This window comes from Sphaerisporangium sp. TRM90804 (genome assembly GCF_029846175.1).
GTDB lineage: Bacteria > Actinomycetota > Actinomycetes > Streptosporangiales > Streptosporangiaceae > Sphaerisporangium.
The window spans coordinates 82,960-107,762 of sequence record NZ_JARWAC010000021.1 but is presented as its reverse complement, the minus strand read 5'-3'; the positions used below and the strand labels follow the sequence as shown (position 1 = coordinate 107,762).

Below are 24,803 nucleotides of genomic sequence, written 5' to 3'. Positions count from 1 at the left end.
CCGGCTCCTTACTCTCAGGCCAGACATCATTAACGACAATCCGTCCCGAATCCAATTGGCGTAGACCAGTAGGTGAATACACGGCTAAACAGACCCCTCTATTGGGGAGATCCAGCCTTGTATTTCATTTCTGTTTCACACCGGTGAATTCGGACGGCCGCCGTGGCCCCTGTCCGCCGCCCGTCAAACGACGTCACTGCAGGCAGGAACCGCGATGGTTCGTGGGAGTTTACCCACGTTTGACCGAGATAAAAGAGCCGCTCCGGCCGCCGGGACCGCTTCCCCGGCGGCGGGCGGAGTACACATTGGTATAGGCCAATGCGAATGGTCTAGGCCTGTTCACGAATTGGTTTAGGCCAATTCACCGGCCCATGCCGGGCCCCTCCGAGCGCACGCGGTCGACATGCTGGAGGGCATCACGCAGGTCAGCGAGCCAGGTGTCGGTGTGCGCGCCGACAAGCCGCGCGCACCAGGCGAGGGCGTCGCTGCGGCTGCGCGCGACGCCCGCCGCCACCAACGTGTCGAGCACCTGGCGCTCCTGCTGCCGCAGCCGGGTCATGACCGGCACGGAAAGCGTGGTGAACATCACTTTCTCGTCCCCGCAGGAGACGCCCCAGGAGACCTTGCGGCGGAACCGGTGCTCAGCCTCCCGCGCGATCTCGATGCGCCGCTCGCGGGTCTCCTCCCGGAACCTCTGGACGTGCCCGTCCAGCATGGCCGCCCGCTCGGCGTCCGACGCCTGCTCGGCCGCGGCCGGCACCGGCAGCGCGCCGACCAGCGCGATCTCCTCGCGGTCGATCACGAACTCGGGCTGCCCGGAGAACCACCCCTCCGGCAGCCGCCCGGTGAACCACGAGACGATGACCCCTTCTTCTGTATCCATGTAATGAAGATTACATGGATACAGGCCAAGCTCAAGAGCCGCCGGGCCGGCGTGCTTCGAAGTCGATGGGCCCGCCCGCGCTCAGCGGACGCGGGCCGACACCTGGGGGCTGACGCGCACCACTCCGGCGAGGTTCCGGGTGGATACCGGGGCGATCTTCACGACGTCGCCCGTGCGGGGGGCGTGCAGCATCTTGCCGTTGCCCCAGTAGATCGCCACGTGCGAGATGTACCCGGGGTTGGTCGGGTCGTTGCGCCAGAACAGCAGGTCACCGGGCTGCGCCTGGGCGAGCGGCACCTGCGGCCCGGCCACCCACTGCTGGTGGGTGACGCGTGGCATGAGCACGCCCGCCTGGCGGAACGCCCACTGCACCAACCCGGAGCAGTCGAAGGTCTCCGGGCCCTCGGCGCCCCAGACGTACGGCCGTCCGAGCTTGCCCGCCGCGGCGGTCAGCGCGACCCGGAGCTGGTCGGTGGTCATGAACGAGCCCTGCGGCCAGGCGGTGGCGGTGCGGCCCTGCGAGGCCGGAGGCTTCAGCACGGGGTTGATCAGAGCGATCTGGCTGCCCTTGGGCAGCAGCTTGAGCAGGGCCAGCCGAAGCTTGCCCGAGTCGGCCCCCGGGGCGCTGACGACCAGCGCGTTGCCCGCCGGCACGCCCAGCGAGCGCGCCATGTCGTGGGAGACCACGGCGTTGATCAGGCCCATGCCCATGGTGGCGTAGGCGCCGACGCGCAACTTCCTGCCGCCCGCGTCGACGGTGGAGCCGAGGGCCACGCCGCCGTCGCTCCCCAGCGTGAACGACACCGCGACGTCGCCCGCGGCCACGCCGTTCCACAGGGCGTCCGACTTGGCGGTGGAGCGCGGCGTGTAGGCGCGGAACGTCGAGGGGTCGACCCCCATGGTCTGCACGCGCTTGCCGGCCATGGCGACCTCGGCGGCGTCCACCACCTCGACCGCCCCGACCTGGCGGTGCCCCCTCACCCTGGCGACGGCGGCACTCGACAGCGAGCGGGGCGCCACCACGAACAGGTGCGGCTTGCGCAGCTCAGAAAGCGGCGCCACCGCGGGCGGCGGGGCCGCCGCGACCGGCAGCTCGCGCGTCGCCGCGACGTACCCGGTGACACGCTTGGGCACCTCCTGCCGGGCGGCCGCCGCGATCTCGTCGGAGCGGGCGTTCATCTCGCCGAGCAGCATCAGGTCGGCCGCCAGCACGGCGACCAGGCCCACAGCGACCGAAGGCACCAGGCGGCGGACCACCGGCGACAGCGCGCGGGGACGCGGGCGCAGGCGGGGGCCGTAGCTGAGATCCTCACGGGCCTCGGCTAGGGCGCCGCCCACGTAGGCACGGGCGGAGCCCAGACCCCGGGTGAGGCGTTCTCGGACGACGGTCGAGCCGCGCGGTCGCCGATCGAGCACGCGGCTCCCCCTTTCGCCGTGGTTCATCATGTCTGGCCCATGACGAGAGTGCCGCACTCGTACCCGAACGTCCAGGCGCGTGCGGTATCCCGGTCAGTGCCGATTGTCGCGAACTTCGCGGCTGAATGCCCGGTGATCCGCCCGGAACAGCCGTGATCCGCCCGGGCCACGCCCAAGGCGGATCATCCTGGCGCGGCGTGCGCGGCCGCTCGCGGGCTCAGTTGCCGATGTAGGGCACCGCCTCAAGGATCTCGACGGTGTTCTGCCGGCCGTTGGGCAGCGTGTACGTGGCCCGCTCGCCGATCTTCTTGCCGTTGATCGCGGCGCCCAGCGGGGAGCGCGGCGAGTAGACGTCGATCGGGGCGCCGCTCTCCTCGCGGGACGCCAGCAGGAACGTGACCTCGTCGTCGCCGTCGAACCGGATGGTGACCGTCATGCCCGGCCCGACCACGCCTTCCATGCGCGGGGCCTCGCCCACCCTCGCCAGATCGAGGAGCTGCCGCAGCTGGGCGATGCGGGCCTCCATCTTGCCCTGCTCCTCCTTGGCGGCGTGGTATCCGCCGTTCTCCTTGAGGTCACCCTCTTCGCGGGCCGCTTCGATCTTCTTGGCGATGTCGACGCGGCCGGGCCCCGAGAGATGCTCGAACTCCGCCTTCAGGCGGTCGTACGCCTCCTGCGTCAGCCAGGTGACGTTCTCGTCGCGGGAGTCGACCACGGGTTCTCCTTGCGTCCTCGTCTGAGTTGCCAGCGTCCGAATTCCGGGAGACTAACAAAAATATCCCGGCTCGAACGCTTTCCCAAAAGTCTTATTCTACGAGATAGCAGTACTGGACGTGGCCCGAAGTCGCACGCGCGCTGGTCTCGACGCGCTCGGTCAGCTGGACGTCCTCCCGGCCCGGGGGAATCGAGACGTCGCGGGCGCCGACCTCGACATGCTTGGTGTCGCTGGCGCGCAACCTGCACACGGCCGTCCGCTCGGCGGGCTTGTGCACCTGGAAGGTTACCGTCACCGCGCTGGAGCCGTCCAGCTTGAAGGCGATCACCTGGCTGAGCGCCTCGGGGTTGCCCTTGGCGGTCATCATCACGTAGCCCCAGCCGCCCATGGCCGCGGCCACGAAGACGCCGAGGACGATGAACGCGAGGTATCTTCCCGGACGACCGAACCGCCCAGGACGCTCCGGATAGGAGTCTGGGGTCCCCAGAACCGGGCCACCGGCGTGGGAACCGGCATCACTATCGGTCATGGTGGAATCTCCCTGCGGTTCCTCGGTGTTGCACGAGACAATTGTCCCCCGCAGGGGCCGTGCCCTTCGCGTCGCCCCGCGCGAAGCCAGCCTCTCCGGGCAACCGGCCTGGAACATCTGAGGAGAAACGAGCCGTGAGTGCACCGCTGAGGCTGATGGCCGTCCACGCGCACCCCGACGACGAGTCGAGCAAGGGAGCGGCCACCATGGCGCTCTACCGTAGCCAGGGCGTGGACGTGCTGGTGTGTACGTGTACGGGCGGTGAACGCGGCTCGATCTTGAATCCGAAGATGGAGCGGCCCGACATCTTGGAGAACATCACCGAGGTCAGGCGCCTCGAAATGGAGAAGGCCCGCGAGATCCTCGACGTCGACCAGCAGTTCATGGGCTTCGTCGACTCGGGCCTGCCAGAGGACGAGAACGAGGCGCTGCCAGACGGCTGCTTCGCGCTCCAGCCCGTCGAGGTCGCCGCGGCCCCGCTGGTGGCCGCGGTGCGCGCGTTCAAGCCGCACGTGATCCTCACCTACGACGACGACGGCGGCTACCCGCACCCCGACCACATCATGACCAACAAGGTGTCGGTCGAGGCGTTCGAGGCCGCGGGCGACCCCGACCGCTACATCGGGCTCGGCGAGCCCTGGCAGCCACTCAAGCTCTACTACCACATGGGCTTCACCCGCGAGCGGTTCGAGGCCCTGCACCAGGCCATGACCGAACGCGGCATCGGCTCGCCGTACGGCGACTGGATCGCCCGCTGGGAGGACCGTCCGCAGAAGTGGGAGGTCACCACGCGGGTCAGGTGCGGCGAGTACTTCGAGACGCGTGACCTCGCGCTGATGGCGCACGCCACCCAGGTCGACCCCGACGGCTTCTTCTTCGTCTGCCCTCGCGAGCTGCAGCAGGAGGTCTGGCCTACCGAGGACTACCACCTGGCCCGGTCGCTGGTCGACACCGAGCTGCCCGAGGACGACCTGTTCGCCGGCATCCACGCGGGCGAGATCACGCGCGCCACGGCCTGACGCGCGAGCCGTGCCGGGGCGGGGCGCCGCGAGGCCCCGCCCGGGGCACGGACCACACCCGCCCGGTGGCAGACTTGAAGTGTGAACGTCACCGCCGTGTACGCCCTGGCCGCGCCCGCCACCCCGGTGGGGCCCGGCATCCTCGGCTTCCTCGTGGTCGCCGCGATCGGCGTGGCCCTGTACTTCCTCGTGAAGTCGATGAACAAGCAGATCTCCAAGATCGAGGTTCCGTACGAAGGCGAGCCCGACTCCCCTTCGCCGAAGCCCGACGGGCAGCGCTAGCCCGGTGCCCGACGAGAGGAATCCCCAGATGGAAGCCGTCGACGTCGTCGACAACGCCGACGCCTCCCGCTACGAGGTCACCGTCGACGGCCGGCTCGCCGGCTTCGCCGACTACCGCCGCAAGCCGGGCAAGCTCGTCATCACGCACACCGAGATCGACGACGAGTTCGAGGGCCGCGGGCTCGGCAGCCGCCTGGTGCGCGGCGCGCTCGACGGCGCCCGCGAGGCCGGCGTGCACGTGGTGCCGCTGTGCCCGTTCGTCGCGCGCTACGTCGAGAAGCACCCCGAGTACGCCGACCTGATCACCCCCGCGCCCGAGCCCGCCGCCGAGGCCTGAGCCGGCCCCGCCGGGCGTCCCCCGCGCGAGGCCGGCCGGGCGCCCCGTGAGGCCGGCCGGGCGTCACCGCGCGAGGCTGACGGCCCGGCCGTACGCGCTCCGGGGCCGCGTCACTCGGGGGTCCAGGCCCGCTCCAGCGCCTTGGGCAGGCCCCACCAGCCGAGCGGCGTCAAGATCGCCTTGGTGTCGACGATGCCGAGGCGCTCCCACAGCGGGATGACCGCCGAGAACAGCTCCTCGGTCGCCTCCAGGTCCTCCGGCTGGTCCATGTCGACGTCGATGTCCTCCGACTCGGCGACGAACCTGGCGATGCGCTCGGGCGTGGCCAGCACCCCGGGCCCGCGCCGGGCCAGCTCGGTGACGGCGGCGAGCCAGTCGGCGTGGTGGATCGTGCACAGCGACGCCAGCGCGGCGTCCTCCGGGCCCAGCTCGCCGGAGATGTTCCAGAACCGGTGCTCGTCCTCGTCCTGCAGGTCGGCGACGGGCGCGGCGACGCCCGCCGCCGCGGCCAGCCACAGCTCGGTGTCACTCTCGGGCAGCGGAGCGTCGTCCAGCCCGGCGCAGGCCCGCAGCACCGCGCCCGGGTAGCCGGGCTCCCGCAGCAACAGGCGCAGCCGCGCGGCCGCGTCCGCCAGCTCGGCCGCCGGGCAGTCGGGCTCCGGCAGGTCGGCGAGCACCCGCCGCAGCTCCGCCAGCGCGAACGCCTCCTCCTCGTCCCAGGAGGCGAACAGCCCTTCGCTCAGCTCGTCGTCGACCGCGACGCTGGGCACCCGGCCGTCCGGCAGCGCGGTGGTCAGCCAGCGGTCCTGGATCTCCTCGTACGCCTCGCGGGCCTCGGCGTCGCCGGACGCCAGCCGGTCGGGGTCGATCTCGCCGCTCGCGACGCGCTCCTCCAGGTGGGAGACGAGCCGCTCGTACAGGTCGTCGGCCACCGGGCCGCGCTCGCCCTCCTCGGGCCAGACGAAGTAGCCGCGGGTGATGAGGACCGGCTCGGTGCCGGTGGACTCCAGCCACCGCTGGACGTCGCCGACGGTCGCCGCCCCCGACTCGATGCCGGCGAGCGCGGCCTTGGCCGAGTCCCAGAAGGGCACGGACATCGGGTTGCCGGCCGCCAGGAGCTCCAGCCGCAGGTCGGGGATCGCGACCAGGGCGTGGCCGCTCGGCACCGCGAGCAGGGCACGTGCGACGTCGCGCCGGGTCAGGGCGGCCGGCGGCCGGCCCGCGTACTCGCTGACGAAGTCCAGATCCACGCTCACGCTCCGCGAGCCTACGCTGCCGGGCCTGCGCGCGACAGCGCGGCACCGGGCGCGCGGCTTCGGGCGAGCGACGGTAAAAGAAGACATTGCAGGACAGGACGAAAGGTGCTGGTGGGGATGGGTGACGTGGGCAAAAGGTGAAGTAAGAAGATTGCTCGCTGCTCGAGGAGAGGCCATGACGGTCACCACATCCCGTTCGACCCGAGATGCCACCGGATCGCGCTCCGCATCCAACGGCGACCTGCTCGCCCTGGACACGCCAGTCGTGAGCTTTCACGTCCATCGGCCGCACATGCCGCGCATGCCGCGCATGCCGGGAACGCAGCGCAGGCCCGCGGCCCGCGCCGGCGGGCAGGGCGCCACGAGCGGCCGCCGCCAGGAGATGGGCCGGGCGGTGGAGACCGCCAAGACCTTCATGCCTCCGCCCGAGCGTCTCCTCTACTACGGCGGCCTCGGGGCGCTCACGGTCGTGGGCCTGCTGGAGTGGCCCGTCGCCGCCGCGATCGGCCTCGGCACCGTGATCGCCCAGCGGGCGCGCCGAATGCAGGGCGGCGGGCGCGAGACCCCGGCCCCCGCGGAGCCCCGGACGTCCCGGGCGAGCCGCACCGGCACCCCGTCGACGACGTCGCGGTCCTCGACGTCGTCCCGCACGCGGTCGGCGACCCCGTCCTCCAGGTCCAGGTCGGCCACGGGCTCGGCATCCCGGTCGACCACGGGAACGAGGGCCACCGGTTCCCGGTCCACGACCGGGACGCGAGCCACCGCGTCCCGCGCCACGAGCGGCACGAGGAGCGCCGCCTCCCGCGCGACGTCGGGCACGAGGGCCGCGGCCTCCCGCGCGACGTCCGGGACGAGGGCCGCGGCATCGCGCGCCGCGTCCGGCACGAAGACGGCCGCCTCCCGCGCCACGAGCGGCACGAGGGCCGCCGCATCCCGCGCCACGGGGTCCACGGCGACCCGGTCCACCGGGGGGACGGCGACCCGGCCCGCGAACGGAACGGGATCCGCGGCGACCCGGTCCACGCCGGGAACGGGATCCACGACCGGAACGGCGTCCACGACGCCGCGCTCCACCTCGGCACCGAAATGAGGAAGCCGCACAGGCAGACATTGAACTGCCTCTGACCTGGGACTTTCTATGATCGAACGGTCAGATCGCGTATTCGCGGTCTGATCGGCGTATCGGCCCAGTTCCTGGAGGCACCATGTTCCCGCTCGGCGTGCTCAGGGGTTCGCTGGGAACGGTGACGTCGATTCTGCCGCACCTCACCGGCCCGGCAGGCGCCGTCGGCGCGGCGCTCCCGGTGCTGCGCGCCCCGGGCAGGGCGGTCTCCTCCCTGGTGCGGGAGCTGAAGGACCCGCTGGGGGCGATGACGACCCTGCTGCCGGAGCCCGTGCGCGACCTGCTCCCCCGGCCCCGGCAGCTGCACCCCTGCCCGGGCGGCGTCCGCGTCGAGCTGCGGACCATCGGCGGGCCCGGCACCGGGCCCGCCGCCCGCGTCCTGGAGGAACGGCTGTGCGCGCTGGACGACGTCGAGCGCGCCGAGGTGAACGGCGCCCTACGCTTCGTGTTCGTCTGCTGCGACACAGGCGCCGTCGACCGGCAGCGGGTGCTGTCGGTCATCGAGCAGACGGACGTGGCCGACCAGGGTGAGCCCGACGAAGGTGAGCGCGACCACCACCACCGCGTCAACCGGCACGCCGTCGAGCACCAGGCCCGGGCCATCGTCGAGCTGAGCGCCGGGCTGGCAGGCATCGGCCTGTCCATCGCCGGCCAGCTCACCGGGGTGGCCCGCGTGCCCCCGGTCCTGCCGGCGCTGATGCAGCTCGCAGAGGCGACGCCGAGCGTGCGGCGCGCGCTGGAGCGCCGCCTCGGCGCGCAGACCGCCGGTTTCATCTTCGCCACCACCAGGTACGCCTCCCAGACGCTGGCGCTGCGCCCGCTCGGGCTGGCCATCGACTCGCTGGCGGCGCTCGGCCGCTTCACCGAGTCCCAGGCCGGCCGTGAGGCTTGGGCGGTGCGCGAGGAGGAGTTCGCCCGCAGGAAGGGCTCCTACCGCTTCATCAGGACCGCCGTCGCCCCGCGGCCCGTCCCCCTGCCCCGCGGCCCCATCGAGCGCTACGCCGACGTGGTCAGCATCGGCGCGCTCGGCTCCTACGGCCTGACCGCGGTGCTGTCCTCCGACGGGCGGCGCGCGCTGGCGATGCTGGTGGCCGGGACGCCCAAGGCGGCCCGGCTGGGCCGGGACGCCTTCCTCAGCTCGCTCGGGCGGGCGACCGCGCGGCGCGGCGGGCTCGTGCTCAACCGCGACGCGCTGCGGGTGATGGACCGGCTCGACACGGTGGTGTTCGACGCCGAGACGCTGACCATGGGCCCGTGGATCATCCACGAGGTGCTGCCGCTCGTCCCGGACGAGCAGGACCTGCACTCGCGGGTGTACACGCTGCTGGAGGGCGTGGACGCCACCGTGCCACGACGGCGGGACGACTGGGCCGCCGAACCGCTGGCCCAGGTGCCGCGGGAGGCGGCGCACTGGCCGGAGGGCGTGCGGCCGGTCGCCGTCAAGCACGGCCGCAGGCGGGTCGCGCTGGTGGGCATGGTGCCGGAGGTCCATCCCTACGCCGAGGCGCTGGTCGGCGCCACCGGGGACACGTGCCGGGTGCTGCTGGCGGGCGGTGACCGCAGCCTGGGCTGGCGGCTGGGCGCCGACGGCTTCGTGGCCGGCGGCGCCCGGCTGGCGGCCTCGGTGCGGGAGCTGCAGGCCGCCGGGAACCGCGTCGCGGTGGTGGGGCAGCGGGCGCGGCGCGGCCTGGGCGAGGCCGACCTGGGCATCGGCCTGCTGTCGCGTTCGGCGCGCCCGCCATGGGACGCGGCCGTCGTCGGCGGGCCCGACGCGGCGTACGTGCTGCTGAAGTCGGTCTCGCGGGTGAAGGCCACCAGCGAGCGTTGCCTGCGGGTGAGCGCCGTCGGCGCGACGGCCGGGGGGTTGCTGGCCGTGCTCAGCCCGGGGCCGCGCGCGCTGCGGCGGGTGCAGATCGCCGGCGACGGCACGTCCCTCGTCTCGCTCGCCTGGGGCGTGTGGGCCGGGCGCGACCTGGACCGCGTCACGCTGCCCCCGCGCGCCGACCGCACGCCGTGGCACGCGCTGCCCGCGCACGACGTGCTGTCGCGGGTGTCCTCGACGGCTGCCGGGCTGCCCGAGGCCGAGGCCGTGCGGCGCCGGGAGCGTCCCGCCAAGCGCGCGGTCGCGGGCCCCGCCTCGCTGCTGCGGGCGTCGGCCGAGGAGCTGGCCAACCCGCTGACCCCGGTGCTCGGCGTCGCCGCCGCCGTCTCGGTCGCCGTGGGGTCGGCGCTGGACGCCGTGCTGATCGCCGGGGTGCTGGCCGTCAACGGCCTCATCGGGGGGACGCAGCGGGCCGGCGCCGCCCGGGCGCTGCGGCGGCTCGAAGGCGCCACCGCCGTCCCCGTGCGGCTGCGCCGCCCCGAGGGGACGGTCGGCGTCACCGCCGACAAGCTGGTGCGCGGCGACGTCATCGAGCTGCGGGCCGGGGACGCCGTGCCCGCCGACGGCCGGGTGCTGAAGGCGCGCGGGCTGGAGGTCGACGAGTCGTCGCTGACCGGCGAGTCGCAGCTCGTCACCAAGTCACCCGCGCCGACCGCCGCGCTCTCCGTCGCCGACCGCAGCTCCATGGTCTACGAGGGCACCACGGTCGCCGCCGGCTTCGGCACGGCGGTGGTGGTGTCCACCGGGACGGCCACCGAAGCGGGGCGCACGGCCGAGCTGGGGGACAGGGAGGCGCCGCCGTCCGGCGTCGAGCTGCGGCTGCGCGCGCTCAGCAGGCAGATCATGCCGGTGGCGTTCGGCTCCGGCGTCCTGCTCATGGTCACCAACCTGCTGCGCAACGTGTCGCCCGCCACGGCGCTGGCCCCGGCGGTCAGCCTGGCGGTGGCCGCGGTGCCGGAGGGCCTGCCGTTCATCGCGACCCTCGCGGAGCTGGCCGCGGCCCGGCGGTTGTCGGTCCGCGAGACGCTGGTGCGCAACCCGTCGACCATCGAGGCGCTCGGGCGGGTCGACGTGCTGTGCTTCGACAAGACCGGCACCCTGACCGAGGGGCGCATCAGCCTGCGCCGGGTGTCCGACGGTCGCGTGGAGCGCCCGCTGGAGGAGCTGCCCGCCGACTTCCGGCGCATCCTGGCCGCCGCGCTGCGGGCGAGCCCGCCGTCCGGCGGCGGCCGGGTGATCGCGCACCTCACCGACCGGGCGGTGGTGGACGGAGCCAAGGCGGTGGGGGTGTCGCCGCAGGAGGACGTCCCGGGGTGGGAGCGCGTCGACGAGCTGCCGTTCGAGCCGTCGCGTGGCTACCACGCGGTGCTCGGCGTGATCGTGCCGACGGAGCGCGGCGGCGAGGCCGCCCACCTGCTGAGCGTGAAGGGCGCGCCGGAGGTGCTGCTGACCCGCTGCACCACCATGCTGAGCGACGGCGAGGTGCTGGCGCTGGACGAGGCCGCCGCCGAGTCGCTGGCCAAGGAGGTGGACCGGCTCGCCGAGCAGGGCTACCGCGTGCTGGCGGTGGCCGAGCGGGCCGCGTCCAGCCGCCAGGACCTGGACGAGTCGCGCATCGACGACCTGTGCTTCCTCGGCTACCTGGGGCTGGCCGACCCGGTGCGGCCGACGGCGGCCCAGAGCGTCGGCCGGCTGCTGGGCGCGGGCGTCCGGGTCGTCATGGTCACCGGTGACCATCCGAGCACGGCCGAGGCCATCGCCGCCGAGCTGAACCTGCTCAACGGCCAGCGTGTGATGACCGGCCCCGAGCTCGAAGGGATCGACGACTCCGAGCTCGCCGAGGTCCTGCCCGACGTGTCGGTCTTCGCGCGCGCCACCCCCGCCGACAAGGCGCGGATCGTGGACGGCCTCCAGCGTGCCGGGCGGGTCGTGGCGGTGACCGGCGACGGCGCCAACGACGCGCCCGCCATCCGGCTGGCCGACGTCGGCATCGCGCTGGGGAGCCGGGCCACCCCGGCGGCGCGCGCCGCCGCGGACGTGGTGGTCACCGACGACCGCATCGAGACGATCGTGGACGCCATCGTCGAGGGCCGGGCGATGTGGAGCTCGGTCCGCGACGCGCTGAGCATGCTGCTGGGCGGCAACCTCGGGGAGATCGTCTTCACCGTGGGGTCCAACCTGGTGTCCGGCCGCAACACCCTGAACGCCCGCCAGCTCCTGCTGGTCAACCTGCTGACCGACATGCTGCCCGCCCTGGCCATCGCCGTCCGCCCGCCGGCCTCGACGAGCCCCGCGAAGCTCCTGCGCGAGGGCCCGGAGGCCTCGCTGGGGGCGGCGCTGACCCGTGACATCTACCTGCGCGCCGGCATCACCGCGTCGGCGGCCTTCCTGGCGTGGACGTTCGGCCGGGTCACGGGCGGCGCCGCCCGGGCCGACACGATCGGCCTCATCGGGCTGGTGTCCGCGCAGCTCGTCCAGACGCTGGCGATCAGCGGCAGGGACCGGACGGTGCTCGCCGCGACCGCCGCCTCCCTGGCCGCCCTCGCGCTGGCCGTGTCCCTCCCCGGCCTCAGCCACCTGTTCGGCTGCCGCCCGGTCGGCCCGCTGGGCTGGGCCATCGGGCTGGGCAGCGGCGCGGCGGCCGGCGCGGTGAGCCGGTTGATCAGCTCATGGGACACCAACGGTCACTAGCTGTTCACCGACACGACACACGGAACTAGACATATAGCTACAAACCTCCCTGATGCTGTATAAAGCAACCAAAACTCCCAGTTGTGAGGTTCCGATGTCCCACATCATCGCCACCGTGCTGGCGAAGGCTGCCGTCATCCTCGTCGAGGCGCTGTTCGCCCGCCTGGTCCAGGTCTGGATCCAGAAGACGATCCCCCAGCACGCCTGATCCCCAGCGGCCCCCGAGCCGCCGCCGCCGGCCGCCGCCCCTCGCGACGGCCCGGCCCATCACCGGGCATGGCAGTGCCACCCCGGATCCTCGGCTGACGGTCGGCGCCGTCAGCCTCGCCTGCGCGCCGTGAGGAGGAGGTACTCCCACTCCATCGCCGCCTTCTCCCCGCCGTGCAGATGGCGTCCCGCCAGGTCGGCGAGCTCCCGGTCCAGGGCGGCGACCCGGTCGGGGTCCCCGGCCAAAGCCCGGTACACGGCCACGGTCGGGCCGTAGTTGGCCTTGAAGTAGTCGCGGAAGGCGTCCGGGCCGGCGAACCGGTCGACCGTGATCGTCCGCTTGCGTGCCACGACGTCGGTGACGGCGTCCCCCAGCAGCCCGCGGACGTGGTCCTCGTCGCCCCACAGCGGAGGGGGCTGCGCGCCCGGCGGGGGCGGGGGCGCGAACGGCCGCATCGTCGCGAACATCTGGCCGATGAACCCCTCCGGCGTCCAGTTGACCAGGCCGATCGTGCCGCCCGGCCGGCAGACCCTGATCAGCTCGCCGGCGGCGGCCTGATGGCGGGGGGCGAACATGGCCCCGACACAGGACATGACCGTGTCGAACTCGCCGTCCCCGAACGGAAGGGCCTCGGCGTCCGCCTGCCGCCACTCGACCCGCGCCCCGCGCCGATCGGCCAGCACCCGCCCCGCCTCCAGCAGTTCCGGGGTCAGGTCAGCCGCCACCACGCCGGCCCCCGCCAGCGCCGCGGGGATCGCGGCGTTGCCCGAGCCCGCCGCCACGTCCAGCACCCGGTCCCCCCGCCGCACCCCGCACGCCTCGACCAGGATCGCGCCCAGGTCGGGGATGACCTCGGCGGCGACCGCGGGATAGTCGCCCAGCGCCCACATGACGCGATGCCTGGCCTTGAGAGCGCGGTCGGCCTCAAGGGCGTCGCCGTGTACGTTCATCGTTCCCCCTCGTCGTCGTCCTCGTGGACTGGGACCGACGGTAGGAAGAGACGGCCTCGCCATCTAGTACACGATCTGTACCGGCGGCTCATACCCGGTTCGGCTCGCACCTTTCCTTCACGCCGGCCGAACCTAGACTGCGGGAATGGGCTCCTCCTATCACCAGTTCTGCCCGGTCGCCAAGGCCGTGGAACTGCTTGACGAACGCTGGACGCTGCTGGTGATCCGCGAACTGGTGTGCGGCACGGAACGCTTCAACGAGCTGCGCCGCGGCCTGCCGCGCATGTCCCCCACCCTGCTGTCGCGGCGCCTGCACCAGCTCGCCCACGCCGGCATCGTCGAGAGGCACGCCGAGGACAACGACGTGCGGTACATCCTGACCCAGGCCGGCCACGAGCTGCGCCCGGTCGTCGAGGCGCTCGCCGCCTGGGGCGTCCGCTGGATCGGCGAGCTGGGCGACGAGGACCTGGACCCCAAGCTGCTGCTGTGGGACATGCACCGCAACGTCGACCGCGCCGCCGTCCCGGCCGAGCGGACGGTCATCGAGTTCCTGTTCCCCGACGTCCCGCCCGCCAGCCGCCACTGGTGGCTCGTGATCAACGGCCCCGAGGTCGACGTCTGCGACACCGACCCCGGCCACCCCGTAACCGTCACCGTCACCACCGCCCTGCGCAGCATGACCGAGATCTGGCGCGGCGACCGCACCTGGTCCGACGCCCTACGCGCCCACACCCTGCGAATCCAGGCCCCCGAACCCCTCCGCCGCGCCCTCCCCCACTGGTTCACCCTCCCCGAATGGTCCTCCGTCCCCCGCCCCGCCTAGCTGTCTAGTCCCATGAGATGCCTGACGTTTCCGTCCCAGGAGCCCCGGCGCGGATCACACCGTTCTCGTACGCGAACACCACTGCCTGCGCGCGGTCACGCAACCCGAGCTTGCCGAGCACGCGTCCAACGTGGACCTTCACGGTCGCCTCGGAGATGTGCAAGCGCGCGGCGATCTCGGCGTTCGAGCGGGCGCGGGCGAGCGCCATCAGCACGTCTCGCTCTCGTGCGGTCAAGGCGTCCAGCGGCGCCGGTGTGCCCGGTACCGGTAGGTGGGAGGCGAATGCCGAGATCAGCCGTCGCGTCACCGCCGGGGCGACGGCCGCGTCGCCGGACGCGACCACGCGAATGCCGCTCAGCAGGTCCGCCGGCAGCGCGTCCTTGAGCAGGAATCCGCTGGCGCCGGCGCGAAGCGCGGCGAACACGTACTCGTCCAGGTCGAACGTGGTCAGCATGAGGACCCGGGCCGCAGAACCGGACGCGACGATCCGCCGCGTCGCCTCGATACCGTCCATGGCCGGCATGCGCACGTCCATCAGCACGACGTCCGGCCGCAACGCCCTTGTCTGGGCGACGGCCCGCTCGCCGTCGCCGGCCTCTCCGACCACCTCGAGGTCGGGCTCCTGCTCCAGCACCGCCCGGAACCCCAGCCGCAGCCATGCCTGGTCGTCCACCAGGAGCACGCGGATCGTCATGGCGGTACCGGCAGTCGTGCGTGCACGCGCCAGCCGCCGCCGGGCACCGGCCCGGCGTCCATGTCGCCACCGTAGGAGGCGACTCGCTCGCGCATGCCCGCCAATCCATGTCCACTGTCCCCCGGCCGGGCGAGCCGGTCGCCGCCGCCGTCGACGACCTCGACGTCCACGTCGGCCTCGCCGTAGCTCAACCGCACCGTGGCCGTGGCCCCTGGTCCAGCGTGTTTCATGGTGTTGGTGAGCGCTTCCTGGACGATCCGATACACCACCAGGTCCAGCACCGTACGAGCCGGGCCGTCGCGGATCAGCGTCACCGGCAGCCCGGCGCCGCAGACCTGATCGACCAGCGCGTCGACCCGGAGATCCGGAGCTTCGCCGTCACGCAGCACGCCGACCAGCCGGCGTACCTCCGACAGCGCCTCCCGTCCGGTCACGGCCACTTTGGCCATCAGGTCGGCCGAACGCTCGGGAACGGCGGCGGACGCGACCGCCCCGTCGGCCAGTGCGACCATCACGGCGAGGTTGTGCGCCACGACGTCGTGCACCTCGCGCGCGATCCTGGCACGTTCCGCCGCGGCGCTGAGGAGGGCCTGCTGCTCACGGTCCCGTTCGAGCCATCTCGCACGTTCCTCCAACGCGGCCCGATAGGCGCGCCGGGTCTGCCTCATGAGCCCCAGCAGGAGACAGACGCTGAACAACACGGCGATCACGACCCCGTCCCACCAAGGCCCTCCGTTCGACACCCATCCGACGATGAACGGCACGACCGGCGACCAGGCCAGCCACAGATGACGCCTGGGCCCATACCGGGCCACCAGGTACGAGGCGACCATCGGGCCGATCAGCAGCACCGGATTCACCGCGCCGGCGAATGCGAGGGTGAACGCCACCACGATCACGACCCAGAAGACCGCGACTGCCCACCAGCACCGCCACCGATCCGGCATGGACATCATCGTAAGGTCGACCAGTTCCACGACAGGAAGCCGGCGATCTGCCCGGTCGTCATCCGGCTTTCCGGCACCTCGTCCGCCACGAGTGGCCACGCGTGCATCATGCCCGGCCAGACCTGTGTCTGCCCGGGCACACCCGCTGCGCGTAGCCGATCGCCGAGCCGGGTCACGTCGCTGAGCAGGACCTCCTGACTGCCGGCCAGCAACAGCGTCGGCGGGAGTGCGGCGAGGTCGGCGTACAGCGGCGACAGCAGCGGGTCGCGCAGGTCGATCGTGCGGTTGCGGGTGTAGCTGTCGAACGTGAGCTTGCGCGTACCGGGCGTCAGGACGGGGTCGCGATCGGACAGCGTACGGAAGGTCTCGCCCCGCAGCGTGAAATCGGTCACGGCCGAGATCGACACGAGCGCGGCCGGCAGCGCGTCACCGCTCCGGCGGAGAGAGAGCGCGGTCGTCAAGGCGAGGTTGCCGCCCGCGGAGTCACCCATGATCGCCAGGCGTGACGCCGCGATGCCCTGGCCGCGGAGCCAGCGGTAGGCGCGCACACCATCCTGCATGGCGGCGGGATAGGGGTGTTCGGGCGCCAGGCGGTAGTGCGCCAGCAACACGCACGCGCCGGTCTCTCGCGAGATCGCCGCGGCGAATCGACGAGGCCCGTTGCCCGCGATCGCGATGAACCCGCCGCCGGGGAGATAGAGGATCATCCGTTCGGTGGTGGCGTCGCTGGCGCAGATCCGTTCGGACGGAACGCCGCCCGCATCGATCCGCTCCATTGTCGCGCCGGCCGGGAGCTCGGGCCGGGTGTCCAGGTCTCGCTGCCGATCGGCGCGCAGTTCCGTCTCGTTCGTCGGCAGCGGCAAGAGCGCCGGCACGGCTATCGCCACCAGGTAGAGAGCCGACCCGGTGACACTCGGCACGGCTGGAGCGCCGTTGCCACGCGGTGCCGGGGCCAGGCCGATCGTGGCCGTGGCGTACCCGACAAGGAGGATCGGCGCGAGCAGCGCGGAGAGGAGCCTTCGGGTGGTACCCATGCGGGCCAGCCAGGCCGGCCAGAGCGAGAACGCGAGCAATGCGGCGACGGTCAGGATCGCCGAGGTGAGGTGGAAGCCCCGTTCTGGCGGCAGCGTCGCGTTGAGCGCCCACAACGCCGAGCGCGCGGCGGTCAGCAGCAGCCCGGCCGCACCGAGCACACCGAGCACGCGGCCACGACCGTCCTGCTTGACGACGGTCATCGTCCAGCCCGCCAGCAGCACCGGCGCGATGATGGCCCCGGCGGCGAAGGCGCTCCACGACAGAACGGGCACCCCGGCGACCACGTCATTCGCCCACAGCGGGATCAGGAGCAGACCGAGGACCGCGCTCGTCCCGCAGCACGCTCCTGCGGCGGTGCCGAGGGAACGCACGCGGGTGGCGCCGGTCCGGCGCGAGAGCACCACGAGCACGACCCCTGACGCCAGCAACCCGGCAAGGCTCAGGATGACGCCGATGGTGTCGCCGGTGACCAGCGTGACCGCGAACGAGCGCGGGTCGAGCAGTATCTCCGGGAAGCGCAGCGTCGCGGACAATCCGACGGCGCTGGCGATGACGAGAAGAAACAGCACGCGGAATAAGCCCGCATCTTGGGTGGAGACTCTGTCGATCATGGGATTGACGCTAGGACCGGGACCGCCCGCCGCATATTAGCCGGGAAGCAAGCGCTCATCGGAGCGCATACGACTTGAGTCGTATGCGGGACCAGACTCGCCGCATGTGTGTGCGGCCCCGTTGTCGGTCTGGATGACCTGCACCTGGAAGGGCATGCGCTGCAGTACGTAGTCGACGAACTCGATCGCGATCTTCTCCGGCCCGAAGTGGTAGTTCTGCCGGAGATAGATGATCTTCTGCACGACCCCGGCGTGGGTGGCGTTCGGGCTGGTGCCGCCCCGCCTAGCCAGGCGCTCCTCCGCTTCGCCCGGATGACCCCGTCCGTCATATAGCGGAATACCGTCATTGAGTAACTTAGACAGACATTTCATTAAGTCAGCCATTCACACCCGTCGGTTAAGGCATGATGATCGCCTTGCTTGCCGCACACCAGGAGGGAACCGTGCTGACCATATGGATCTCGGGACTGGTGGCGATTGTCGCCTTTCTACTCCTTTTCTTGATCAGGAGGGTTCGGCGAAAGCAGCAGTCATCGGCGACGGCGTGGAAGTGGATAGAACGGAGCGACTGGATCGCCGGTTTGGGCAGCTTTCTCGTCGCCGTGACCGCGCTTCTCGTCCAAGTCTTCGGCCCGACGACCCAGACCACCCACCCCCCGGGGGAGGAAGCATCGCCGCCGTCCGCCGTCGGCAAGGAGGAAACGCCACCGGTCGTCGTCACCCGTAACGCCCACACGTTGAAAGCATCCTCCTGGATCGCCACCAACGACGTCGACAAGGTCGACCTGGACTCCGGCCATCCCGGCCACGGCAAGTCCTCCATCCAACTGGGCCCTCCCCGCAAAGGCGGCCCGGCGGAGATCATCCTGGAGCAGGACCGCATCCACGGTTACGACTCCAAGATCCGCTACACCCTCGTCGCCGGCACGACCACGACCCACACCCAATGCGCGAAAGCACTCACCCATGAAGCCGACCACCTGACCGAGATCCCGCTGGACCGCCTCACACCGGGAACCCGCCTCTGCGTCGCGACAGACGAGGCGCGCACCGCCCTGGTCCGAATAGTCGACCGCGACCTCGACAAGGCAAGACTTCTACTTGCCTTCACCACCTGGTCCCCCAAGACCGGTTGAGCACCGACCACCGCCACTTCGCGCGTGACCAAGAGGGCCGCGAGGCAGGGTGTCTCAACTGACGCCCTCAGCGTGCGTTTGAGGGGCGTCATCCAAGCCTCAATGGCACGGTCCGAGGCGAATGCGGGTGGGGGCTGGGGAGGGGTCATGATGGGAGGCGTCTTCTTGGAGGTTGTGGTGGGTGTGCGGCCTTATGTTCTGCTCTCGGTGGCGATGTCGGTCGACGGGTTCATCGACGACGCCTCGGGGGCGCCGCTGGCGTTGTCGAACGAGGCGGACTTCGACCGGGTGGACGAGGTGCGCGCGGGCTGTGACGCCATCCTGGTCGGTGCGGGCACCGTGCGGGCGGACGATCCCCGGCTGCTGGTGCGGTCGGACGCGCGGCGGGCGGAGCGGGTGCGGCGGGGGCTCGGCGCGACGCCGTTGAAGGTGACGCTGACGCGCAACGGGGATCTGGATCCGGCGGCCCGCTTCTTCACCCTCGGGGACGTCGAGAAGCTCGTCTACGCGGCGAGCCCCAGCGTCGAGCGTGCCCGCGCGAGCCTCGCCGGCGTGGCCACGGTGGTCGACGCCGGAGACCCGCTCGACCTGACCGCCGTGCTCACCGACCTGGCGGCGCGCGGCGTGCGGCGCCTCATGGTCGAGGGCGGCGGCGAGATCCACACCCTGTTCCTCTCCGCCGGGCTGGCCGACGAGCTGCACCTGGTGATCGCGCCGTTCTTCGTCGGCGACCCCGCGGCTCCCCGCTTCACCGGCACCGGCCCCTTCCCCCACGGCCCGGACAACCGCATGCACCTGGCCGAGACCCGCCAGATCGGCGACGTGGTCCTGCTGCGCTACCTCCCGAAGCCCGTCCACGAAAACGGCGCGAAGCGGGCGTCCGCCGGTGCTCCAGGCCAGGGTGAGACGGATCGGCGGTGGCTGGAGTACGCGATCGAGCTGTCGCGCCGGTGTCCCACCTCCACCACCGCGTTCGCCGTGGGGGCCGTCGTCGTCGACGGCGAGGGCACCGTCCTGGCCACGGGGCACTCCCGCGAGAGCGACCCCCTGGACCACGCCGAGGAGGCGGCTCTGGCCAAGATCCCCGCCGACGACCCCCGCCTGGCCACCGCCACCCTCTACACCTCCCTGGAACCGTGCACCACCCGGGCGTCCCGCCCGCGCGGCTGCACCGAGCTGACCCTCGCGGCGGGCATCCCGCGCGTCGTCTTCGCCTGGCGGGAGCCCAGCCTCTTCGCCGACTGCACCGGCGCCGAGACCCTGAGCGCTGCGGGTGTGGAGGTCGTGGAGGTCTCCGACCTGGCCGCCGAAGCCCGGCAGGTCAACGCCCACCTCTTCCCGGGGTAGGGGAGGCGTCACCGGGCCGCCGTCTCAGCTCCCTCGCCGATGGGCGGACACGCTGTACGGGCGCGCGGGGTCAAGCGAGCAGGAAGCCGCCGTCGACGGGCATCGTGGCGCCGGTGACGTAGCCGGCCTGGTCGGAAAGGAGCCAGGCGGCGGCGGTGGCGATCTCCAAGGGCTGGCCGATGCGGTTCATCGGGCTGAAGGTGTTGAACTTGGCGACGATCTCGGCGGGGGCGTGCTCCATGCCGCCCAGGAACATCTCGGTGGCCGTGGAACCGGGCGCGAGGGCGTTGACGCGCAGGTTCAGCCGGCCGTACTCGAAAGCGGCCGCCTTGGTCAGGCCGATCACACCGTGCTTGGCGGCGATGTACGGGGCCATGCCGAAGTTGCCGACCAGGCCTCCGACGCTGCTGGTGTTGACGATCGCGCCGCCGCCGGAGGCGAGCATGGCCTTGATCTCCGCCTGCATCGACAGGAAGACGCCCTTGAGGTTGACGTCCAGCAGGTGATCATAGGCCTTCTCGGTGAACTCGTGGAACGACTCCACGGCGCCGACGCCCGCGTTGTTGAACGCCGCGTCCAGACGCCCGTACAGGTCGCACGCCTTCCGCACGGCGGCGTCGATCGTGGCGCGGTCGGTGACGTCGACGCCGACCGCCTCGACCTCGTGCCCCTGACCCCGCAGCTCGTCGCGCAGGGCTTCGAGCGCTTCGACGTTGCGCGAGCCGATGACGAGCCGGGCGCCCTGGGCGGCGAAGTGCCGGGCGGCGGCGGCGCCGATACCCTGGCTCGCGCCGATGACCAGGGTGGACTTGCCGTCCAGCAGGCCGGTGACCGTGGTGGTGGACATCAGAGGACCGCCTCTCTCGGGGAAGCGGCGCGGAGCGTCACCCTCGATCGAGTGGCTCCCGCCGTCGTGCCTTCAGCGTGGTCGGGCGCCGGACCGTCAACCAGTGCCTCTCGCGGCGGTAGGACTCGCGGTACCACTCTCGGCGGCCGCTCCTGCGCGACACTGGGGGCGTGACCAACGAACGCAACCCGCTGGGCGTCGCGCTGCGCCGCTGGCGTGACCGGCTCGCCCCGGCCGATGTCGGCCTGCCGCGCACCGGGGGACGCCGCGCCGCCGGCCTGCGTCGCGAAGAGCTCGCCACGCTGGCGGGCCTGTCGGTGGACTACCTCGTCCGCCTGGAGCAGGGTCGCGCCACCCGGCCCTCCGAGCAGGTCGCGCAGGCGCTGGCCCGCGCCCTGCAACTGGAGGCGGCCGAACGTGATCACCTCTACCGCCTCGCGCACCTGCCGCCGCCCGCGCCCGGACGTGTCTCGACGCACATCCCGCCCAGCGTCCAGCGCCTGCTCGCCGGGCTCGGAGACCAGCCCCTGGCCGTCTTCGGCGCGGACTGGACCCTGCTGACGTGGACGCCCCTGTGGTCGGCGCTGCTGGGCGACCCCGCCCAGATCCCGGAGGGCCGGCGCAACCTGGTGCTCGACACCTTCCTGCCCCCGCCCACCCGCGGGCACTGGCCCGTGCGCTCCGAAGGCGGTCAAGACGGCCAAGGCGACTTGGAGGCCGCCCTCGTCGCCGACCTGCGCACCGCGGAGGCCACCTACCCCGACGACCCGGGCCTGCACCAGCTCATCGGCGAGTGCCAGGCGCACAGCCCTCGCTTCGCCCAGCTCTGGTCCCAGGGAGCCGTGGGGCAGCACCTCCACGCCAAGAAGACCATCGTCCACCCCCTCGTCGGGGACGTCACCCTCGACTGCGACGTCCTCACCGTCCCGGGGGCGGACCTCAAGATCATCGTATACACGGCGCCCGCCGGATCACCGCCCGCGGAGCAGCTCGCCTTCCTCCGCGTCACCGCCGTGAACACCCACGTCAGCACGGACGCGCCGTAGGTCCGACGGTCGCCGGCGGAGCCGGAGGACGGGCCGCGGAAATACGTGTTGTCGGGCATTCACCTTGTTCTGTGATAATCCACCCCCGGGCTCGGTGAGGCGAGGTGGCGGAGTGTCTGCGGAGCGGGTGGCCCAGTTGCTGTCGGAGCTGAAGCTCCGTAGCGGCCGCACATATGAGGCGCTGGGGCTGCGCACGGGGATGAGCAGGTCGACCGTGCACCGCTACTGCCGAGGCGCGATCATCCCGGACAGCTACGGGCCGCTGGAGCGCATCGCGAAGGCCTGCGGCGCGACCAAGGACGAGCTGGACGAGCTCTACCGGCGGTGGGCCGCGGCCGGGGGCCCTCCGGCCTCGCGGGAGGCGCGGTCCGCCGACCACGCCGTCCCCTCCCCGGATCCCGGCCGCGGGGCGACGGACTCCCACGCGATGGACTCCCCGGCGGCGGACCGGCCCACGCCGGAGATCTCCGCGCCAGGCTCGACGGCCCACATGCCGGACGCGCCCGACGCGAGTGACACGCCCGACGCACCCGACCTGCGCGACGTACCCGACACACGCGACCCGCGTGACGCACCCGATGTGCGCGACGTGCGCGTTCTACCCGACACGCCTGCCGTGCCCGGCGTTTCCGGCACGCCGGACGCGCCCGGCGGTGGCCCGAGGTCGCCCTCGCACGTCGCGATGCGGCTGGGGATGGCGCTCCTCGGTGCGGCGCTCGTGATCGTGTGTCTCGTGGTGCTCAGCACCAGCGCCCCGCCGCCGGGCGGGCCGGCGCGTCAGACGGCCACCCAGTGGATCACCGGGCCCGCGTGGAGCAGGGTTCCCGCTCCGGTGCCCCGCACCCTGTTCGGCGTCACCATCAACAGCGCCACCGGCACCATGCCCGGTTTCCGGGTCGGCGCCGTGCGGCTGTGGGATGGCGAGACGCGCTGGGCCCAGCTCCAGCCGGAGCGGGACGAGTTCGACTGGTCGGCCCTCGACCGGCTGGTCGGCGGGGCCCAGAAGGCGGGGCTGCCGGCGCTGTTCGTGTTCGGCGGGACGCCCCCCTGGGCCAGCCCCGCGGGGCCCTCGGCACCGTACCCGGACGGCTCGCGGGCCTCGCCGCCCGACGCGCTGGCCGACTGGGACACGTTCGTGCGCGCCCTCACCGAGCGGTACAAGGGGCGCATCGAAGCCTACGAGCTGTGGGTGCTCGCCAACGACCGCCGTTTCTACGCCGGAAGCGTCGAGACGCTGGTCGAGATGACCCGGCGGGCCAGCGCGATCATCAGGGCCGCGGACCGCGCGGCGACCGTCGTCTGCCCGGGGATGGGGCAGTTGTGGACGAATGAGGGGCGCGCCGTGCTGCGGCGGTTCGCGGAGCTCGGCGGGTACGGCCACTGCGACGTCGCGGGGATCAAGCTGTACCAGCGAACCGCTTCGGACCCGCCGGAGAGCATGCTCGCGCTCGCGGCGACGGTCGACCGGGTGATGCATGAGGCGGGTGTCCAGCCTCGGCTGTGGAGCACCGGCACCGCGTACTCCATCCCGCTGGAACGCCCGCTCGACGAGGTCCGGGCTCGCGACTACGCCGTGCGCTTCTACCTCACCGGCCTGTACGCGCGACACTTCAACCTCGAAAGGATGTACTTCTACAACTGGGGCGGCACGAAGATCCCCATCGTCCTGCAGGCAGAGGGGGGTGCCCCCACCCGCGCGGCGCTGGCCGTGGAGCAGCTGCAGCGCTGGCTCGCCTACGCCGAGAGCCGATCGTGCGGGCAGGGCCTGGCGATCGGCCTGCCCGAGAACGTGTGGCAGTGTGAGCTCACCATCACCGAGCCCGACCGCCGCTACACCGCGACGCTGCGCTGGGCCGTCGCGGGAACGGCCGCCACCACGGCCGGCCCCCGGGCCGACGCGGCGCGCCGGCTCGACGGCACCAGCGTCCCGGTGCGGCCGGGAGACACGATCACCGTGGGCGAGGATCCCGTCCTGATCGAGGACCGGCCCGAGAGTCCCTGAGCCGTAGTAGGGCACGGGGATCGCGTCCGCGACGCGAACGCGATCCCCTCCCGACGGCTACCTCCGGCGCACCGGCGAGCCCCCGTGTCCGACGGTGTCAGCTGGAACGTCCCGTCGGCCACTCAGCAGCCGCCGTACTTCTGCGACATGACGTACGCGTCGCCGTGGTCCTCCACCTTGACGTACAGGTTGCTCGCGCCCGCACGGTTGAACTGGAGCGTCCACTCCTTGTACGGGAGGACGAACTTGATCGAGTAGCACCAGCCCGCGTCCACCTGGACGACGTCCCAGTCCTCGGTCAAAGGCGTCTTGTCGTACGCCGCGACCGTTCTGCTCGCCCCACCGACGCATCCGGTGCTGGAACTCCCCGTGGTGCCCGAACTGCACGTCCAGTCTTTCCTGGCTGTGATGTTCATGTTCGTCCGGTTGTGCACTCGCGAGAGCGGCGCCAGCGCGGTCGCGCCGGCGGACCCGGCCCGAGCCTCGGTGGTCCCCGCGTGGGCGGCGCCAGCCGACATCATCGGCAGCACCCCCAGCCCCAGAGCCAGGACCACGGCACTCCCCGCAAGGGTGGTAGGTCGAGAACGCATCGATCTCCTCTCCTCTTTCACGGACGGCCCCTGGCTCGTCCGCCCCCCGACAGAACCACGCCGAACCCGTACGCGGAAGGGCGCCGGGACGCTGGGATGATCTGGGATGCGAACCCACCCCTGACCTGCGGATTCCACCACACGCTGGGACAAGATCTCACCGGTGCCCGTTCACGGGCGCCGAGCTTCGCATCACCGAGGCTCGTCCAGTCGGCCGCCGAACGCACGAGGCTCCAGGAACAGAACGGCTGGTCGTGCCAGGGCCGGGAGATGACGGTCGGCCACCCCTCCCTCGCGGGTCCGCCGAGCTGGTGAACGCGTCGTCCGAGAACACCGTTAAGCTGCGGGGGGATATCGCCACCGAGGTGCATGAGGAGAGTTCGGGCATGAACAAGGAGTTCGCGGTCGAGGTTGTCATGTGGCTGATCCCGGTC

23 protein-coding genes and 1 pseudogene are annotated in these 24,803 nt (G+C 72.1%); 10 read left to right on the top strand and 14 right to left on the bottom strand.

Annotated features, from left to right (window positions below; translation table 11 throughout):
- Positions 1 to 361 precede the first annotated feature (361 nt).
- From PYR91_RS25630 to PYR91_RS25615, 4 genes are all read right to left on the bottom strand, one after another.
- On the bottom strand, positions 362 to 883 hold the full coding sequence (locus PYR91_RS25630) for a hypothetical protein (RefSeq protein WP_279783609.1): 522 nt from the start codon (positions 881 to 883) through the stop codon (positions 362 to 364).
- An 81-nt stretch (positions 884 to 964) separates the two neighbouring features.
- The gene (locus tag PYR91_RS25625; RefSeq protein ID WP_279783608.1) at positions 965 to 2,299 is read right to left on the bottom strand and encodes an NlpC/P60 family protein; all 1,335 of its coding nucleotides are present in this window, start codon (positions 2,297 to 2,299) and stop codon (positions 965 to 967) included.
- A 217-nt stretch (positions 2,300 to 2,516) separates the two neighbouring features.
- On the bottom strand, positions 2,517 to 3,014 hold the full coding sequence (gene greA / locus PYR91_RS25620) for a transcription elongation factor GreA (protein ID WP_279783607.1): 498 nt from the start codon (positions 3,012 to 3,014) through the stop codon (positions 2,517 to 2,519).
- A 91-nt stretch (positions 3,015 to 3,105) separates the two neighbouring features.
- Complete coding sequence (locus PYR91_RS25615; RefSeq protein ID WP_279783606.1) at positions 3,106 to 3,543, bottom strand: DUF4307 domain-containing protein; 438 nt, start codon at positions 3,541 to 3,543, stop codon at positions 3,106 to 3,108.
- A 134-nt stretch (positions 3,544 to 3,677) separates the two neighbouring features.
- On the opposite strand from PYR91_RS25615, the gene mca reads away from it, so the two are divergent.
- The 3 genes from mca (at position 3,678) to PYR91_RS25600 (ending at position 5,181) form a co-directional block, all read left to right on the top strand.
- Positions 3,678 to 4,562, top strand: coding sequence for a mycothiol conjugate amidase Mca (gene mca / locus PYR91_RS25610; protein ID WP_279783605.1), 885 nt, complete (start codon positions 3,678 to 3,680; stop codon positions 4,560 to 4,562).
- A gap of 81 nt (positions 4,563 to 4,643) precedes the next feature.
- Positions 4,644 to 4,844, top strand: coding sequence for a hypothetical protein (locus tag PYR91_RS25605; protein WP_279783603.1), 201 nt, complete (start codon positions 4,644 to 4,646; stop codon positions 4,842 to 4,844).
- Positions 4,845 to 4,872: 28 nt separating this feature from the next.
- The gene (locus PYR91_RS25600; RefSeq protein ID WP_279783601.1) at positions 4,873 to 5,181 is read left to right on the top strand and encodes a GNAT family N-acetyltransferase; all 309 of its coding nucleotides are present in this window, start codon (positions 4,873 to 4,875) and stop codon (positions 5,179 to 5,181) included.
- Between the two features lie 110 nt (positions 5,182 to 5,291).
- Here PYR91_RS25600 and PYR91_RS25595 read toward each other — a convergent pair whose 3' ends face one another.
- The 3 genes from PYR91_RS25595 to PYR91_RS25585 form a co-directional block, all read right to left on the bottom strand.
- Complete coding sequence (locus PYR91_RS25595) at positions 5,292 to 6,437, bottom strand: hypothetical protein (protein WP_279783599.1); 1,146 nt, start codon at positions 6,435 to 6,437, stop codon at positions 5,292 to 5,294.
- A 273-nt stretch (positions 6,438 to 6,710) separates the two neighbouring features.
- Complete coding sequence (locus PYR91_RS25590; RefSeq protein ID WP_279783597.1) at positions 6,711 to 6,854, bottom strand: hypothetical protein; 144 nt, start codon at positions 6,852 to 6,854, stop codon at positions 6,711 to 6,713.
- Between the two features lie 24 nt (positions 6,855 to 6,878).
- On the bottom strand, positions 6,879 to 7,538 hold the full coding sequence (locus tag PYR91_RS25585; RefSeq protein WP_279783595.1) for a hypothetical protein: 660 nt from the start codon (positions 7,536 to 7,538) through the stop codon (positions 6,879 to 6,881).
- Between the two features lie 104 nt (positions 7,539 to 7,642).
- Here PYR91_RS25585 and PYR91_RS25580 point away from each other — a divergent pair, with 104 nt between their 5' ends.
- A complete protein-coding gene (locus PYR91_RS25580) occupies positions 7,643 to 12,133 on the top strand; it encodes an HAD-IC family P-type ATPase (protein ID WP_279783593.1) in 4,491 nt (1,496 codons plus the stop codon).
- A 318-nt stretch (positions 12,134 to 12,451) separates the two neighbouring features.
- Here the strand turns inward: PYR91_RS25580 and PYR91_RS25575 are convergent, their stop codons facing one another.
- Positions 12,452 to 13,291, bottom strand: a complete 840-nt coding sequence (locus PYR91_RS25575) for a methyltransferase domain-containing protein (protein ID WP_279783591.1) — start codon at positions 13,289 to 13,291, stop codon at positions 12,452 to 12,454.
- A gap of 145 nt (positions 13,292 to 13,436) precedes the next feature.
- Between PYR91_RS25575 and PYR91_RS25570 the strand changes: the two genes are divergently transcribed.
- Positions 13,437 to 14,114: a helix-turn-helix domain-containing protein gene (locus PYR91_RS25570; protein WP_279783589.1), complete on the top strand. Its 678-nt coding sequence runs from the start codon at positions 13,437 to 13,439 to the stop codon at positions 14,112 to 14,114.
- A 4-nt stretch (positions 14,115 to 14,118) separates the two neighbouring features.
- On the opposite strand, the gene PYR91_RS25565 is transcribed toward PYR91_RS25570, so the two are convergent.
- The 4 genes from PYR91_RS25565 to PYR91_RS25550 are packed head-to-tail and all read right to left on the bottom strand — an operon-like array spanning position 14,119 to position 17,644.
- Positions 14,119 to 14,808 (bottom strand): response regulator transcription factor, encoded by a 690-nt coding sequence (locus PYR91_RS25565; protein ID WP_279783587.1) that lies wholly within the window; start codon positions 14,806 to 14,808, stop codon positions 14,119 to 14,121.
- Positions 14,805 to 15,755, bottom strand: coding sequence for a sensor histidine kinase (locus PYR91_RS25560; protein ID WP_279783585.1), 951 nt, complete (start codon positions 15,753 to 15,755; stop codon positions 14,805 to 14,807). Before PYR91_RS25560 ends, PYR91_RS25565 begins: the two co-directional genes overlap by 4 nt.
- Before the next feature lie 5 nt (positions 15,756 to 15,760).
- The gene (locus PYR91_RS25555; RefSeq protein ID WP_279783583.1) at positions 15,761 to 17,401 is read right to left on the bottom strand and encodes an alpha/beta hydrolase; all 1,641 of its coding nucleotides are present in this window, start codon (positions 17,399 to 17,401) and stop codon (positions 15,761 to 15,763) included.
- A gap of 36 nt (positions 17,402 to 17,437) precedes the next feature.
- Complete coding sequence (locus PYR91_RS25550) at positions 17,438 to 17,644, bottom strand: hypothetical protein (RefSeq protein ID WP_279783581.1); 207 nt, start codon at positions 17,642 to 17,644, stop codon at positions 17,438 to 17,440.
- Positions 17,645 to 17,805: 161 nt separating this feature from the next.
- On the opposite strand from PYR91_RS25550, the gene PYR91_RS25545 reads away from it, so the two are divergent.
- The 3 genes and pseudogenes from PYR91_RS25545 to PYR91_RS25535 all read left to right on the top strand — a co-directional run bounded on the left by PYR91_RS25545 (position 17,806) and on the right by PYR91_RS25535 (position 19,884).
- Positions 17,806 to 18,537, top strand: a complete 732-nt coding sequence (locus PYR91_RS25545) for a hypothetical protein (protein WP_279783580.1) — start codon at positions 17,806 to 17,808, stop codon at positions 18,535 to 18,537.
- 102 nt (positions 18,538 to 18,639) lie between these two features.
- A pseudogene (locus PYR91_RS25540) lies at positions 18,640 to 19,356 on the top strand (RibD family protein); the annotation flags it as partial.
- A 12-nt stretch (positions 19,357 to 19,368) separates the two neighbouring features.
- Positions 19,369 to 19,884, top strand: a complete 516-nt coding sequence (locus tag PYR91_RS25535; protein WP_279783911.1) for a deaminase — start codon at positions 19,369 to 19,371, stop codon at positions 19,882 to 19,884.
- A gap of 70 nt (positions 19,885 to 19,954) precedes the next feature.
- Here PYR91_RS25535 and PYR91_RS25530 read toward each other — a convergent pair whose 3' ends face one another.
- Positions 19,955 to 20,731: an SDR family NAD(P)-dependent oxidoreductase gene (locus PYR91_RS25530; protein ID WP_279783578.1), complete on the bottom strand. Its 777-nt coding sequence runs from the start codon at positions 20,729 to 20,731 to the stop codon at positions 19,955 to 19,957.
- 170 nt (positions 20,732 to 20,901) lie between these two features.
- Between PYR91_RS25530 and PYR91_RS25525 the strand changes: the two genes are divergently transcribed.
- Complete coding sequence (locus PYR91_RS25525) at positions 20,902 to 21,777, top strand: helix-turn-helix transcriptional regulator (protein ID WP_279783576.1); 876 nt, start codon at positions 20,902 to 20,904, stop codon at positions 21,775 to 21,777.
- A 112-nt stretch (positions 21,778 to 21,889) separates the two neighbouring features.
- On the top strand, positions 21,890 to 23,779 hold the full coding sequence (locus PYR91_RS25520; RefSeq protein ID WP_279783574.1) for a helix-turn-helix domain-containing protein: 1,890 nt from the start codon (positions 21,890 to 21,892) through the stop codon (positions 23,777 to 23,779).
- Between the two features lie 122 nt (positions 23,780 to 23,901).
- Here the strand turns inward: PYR91_RS25520 and PYR91_RS25515 are convergent, their stop codons facing one another.
- Positions 23,902 to 24,369 carry a hypothetical protein gene (locus PYR91_RS25515; RefSeq protein WP_279783572.1) on the bottom strand — a complete coding sequence of 156 codons (468 nt, stop codon included), beginning with the start codon at positions 24,367 to 24,369 and terminating at the stop codon, positions 23,902 to 23,904.
- Positions 24,370 to 24,803 lie beyond the last annotated feature (434 nt).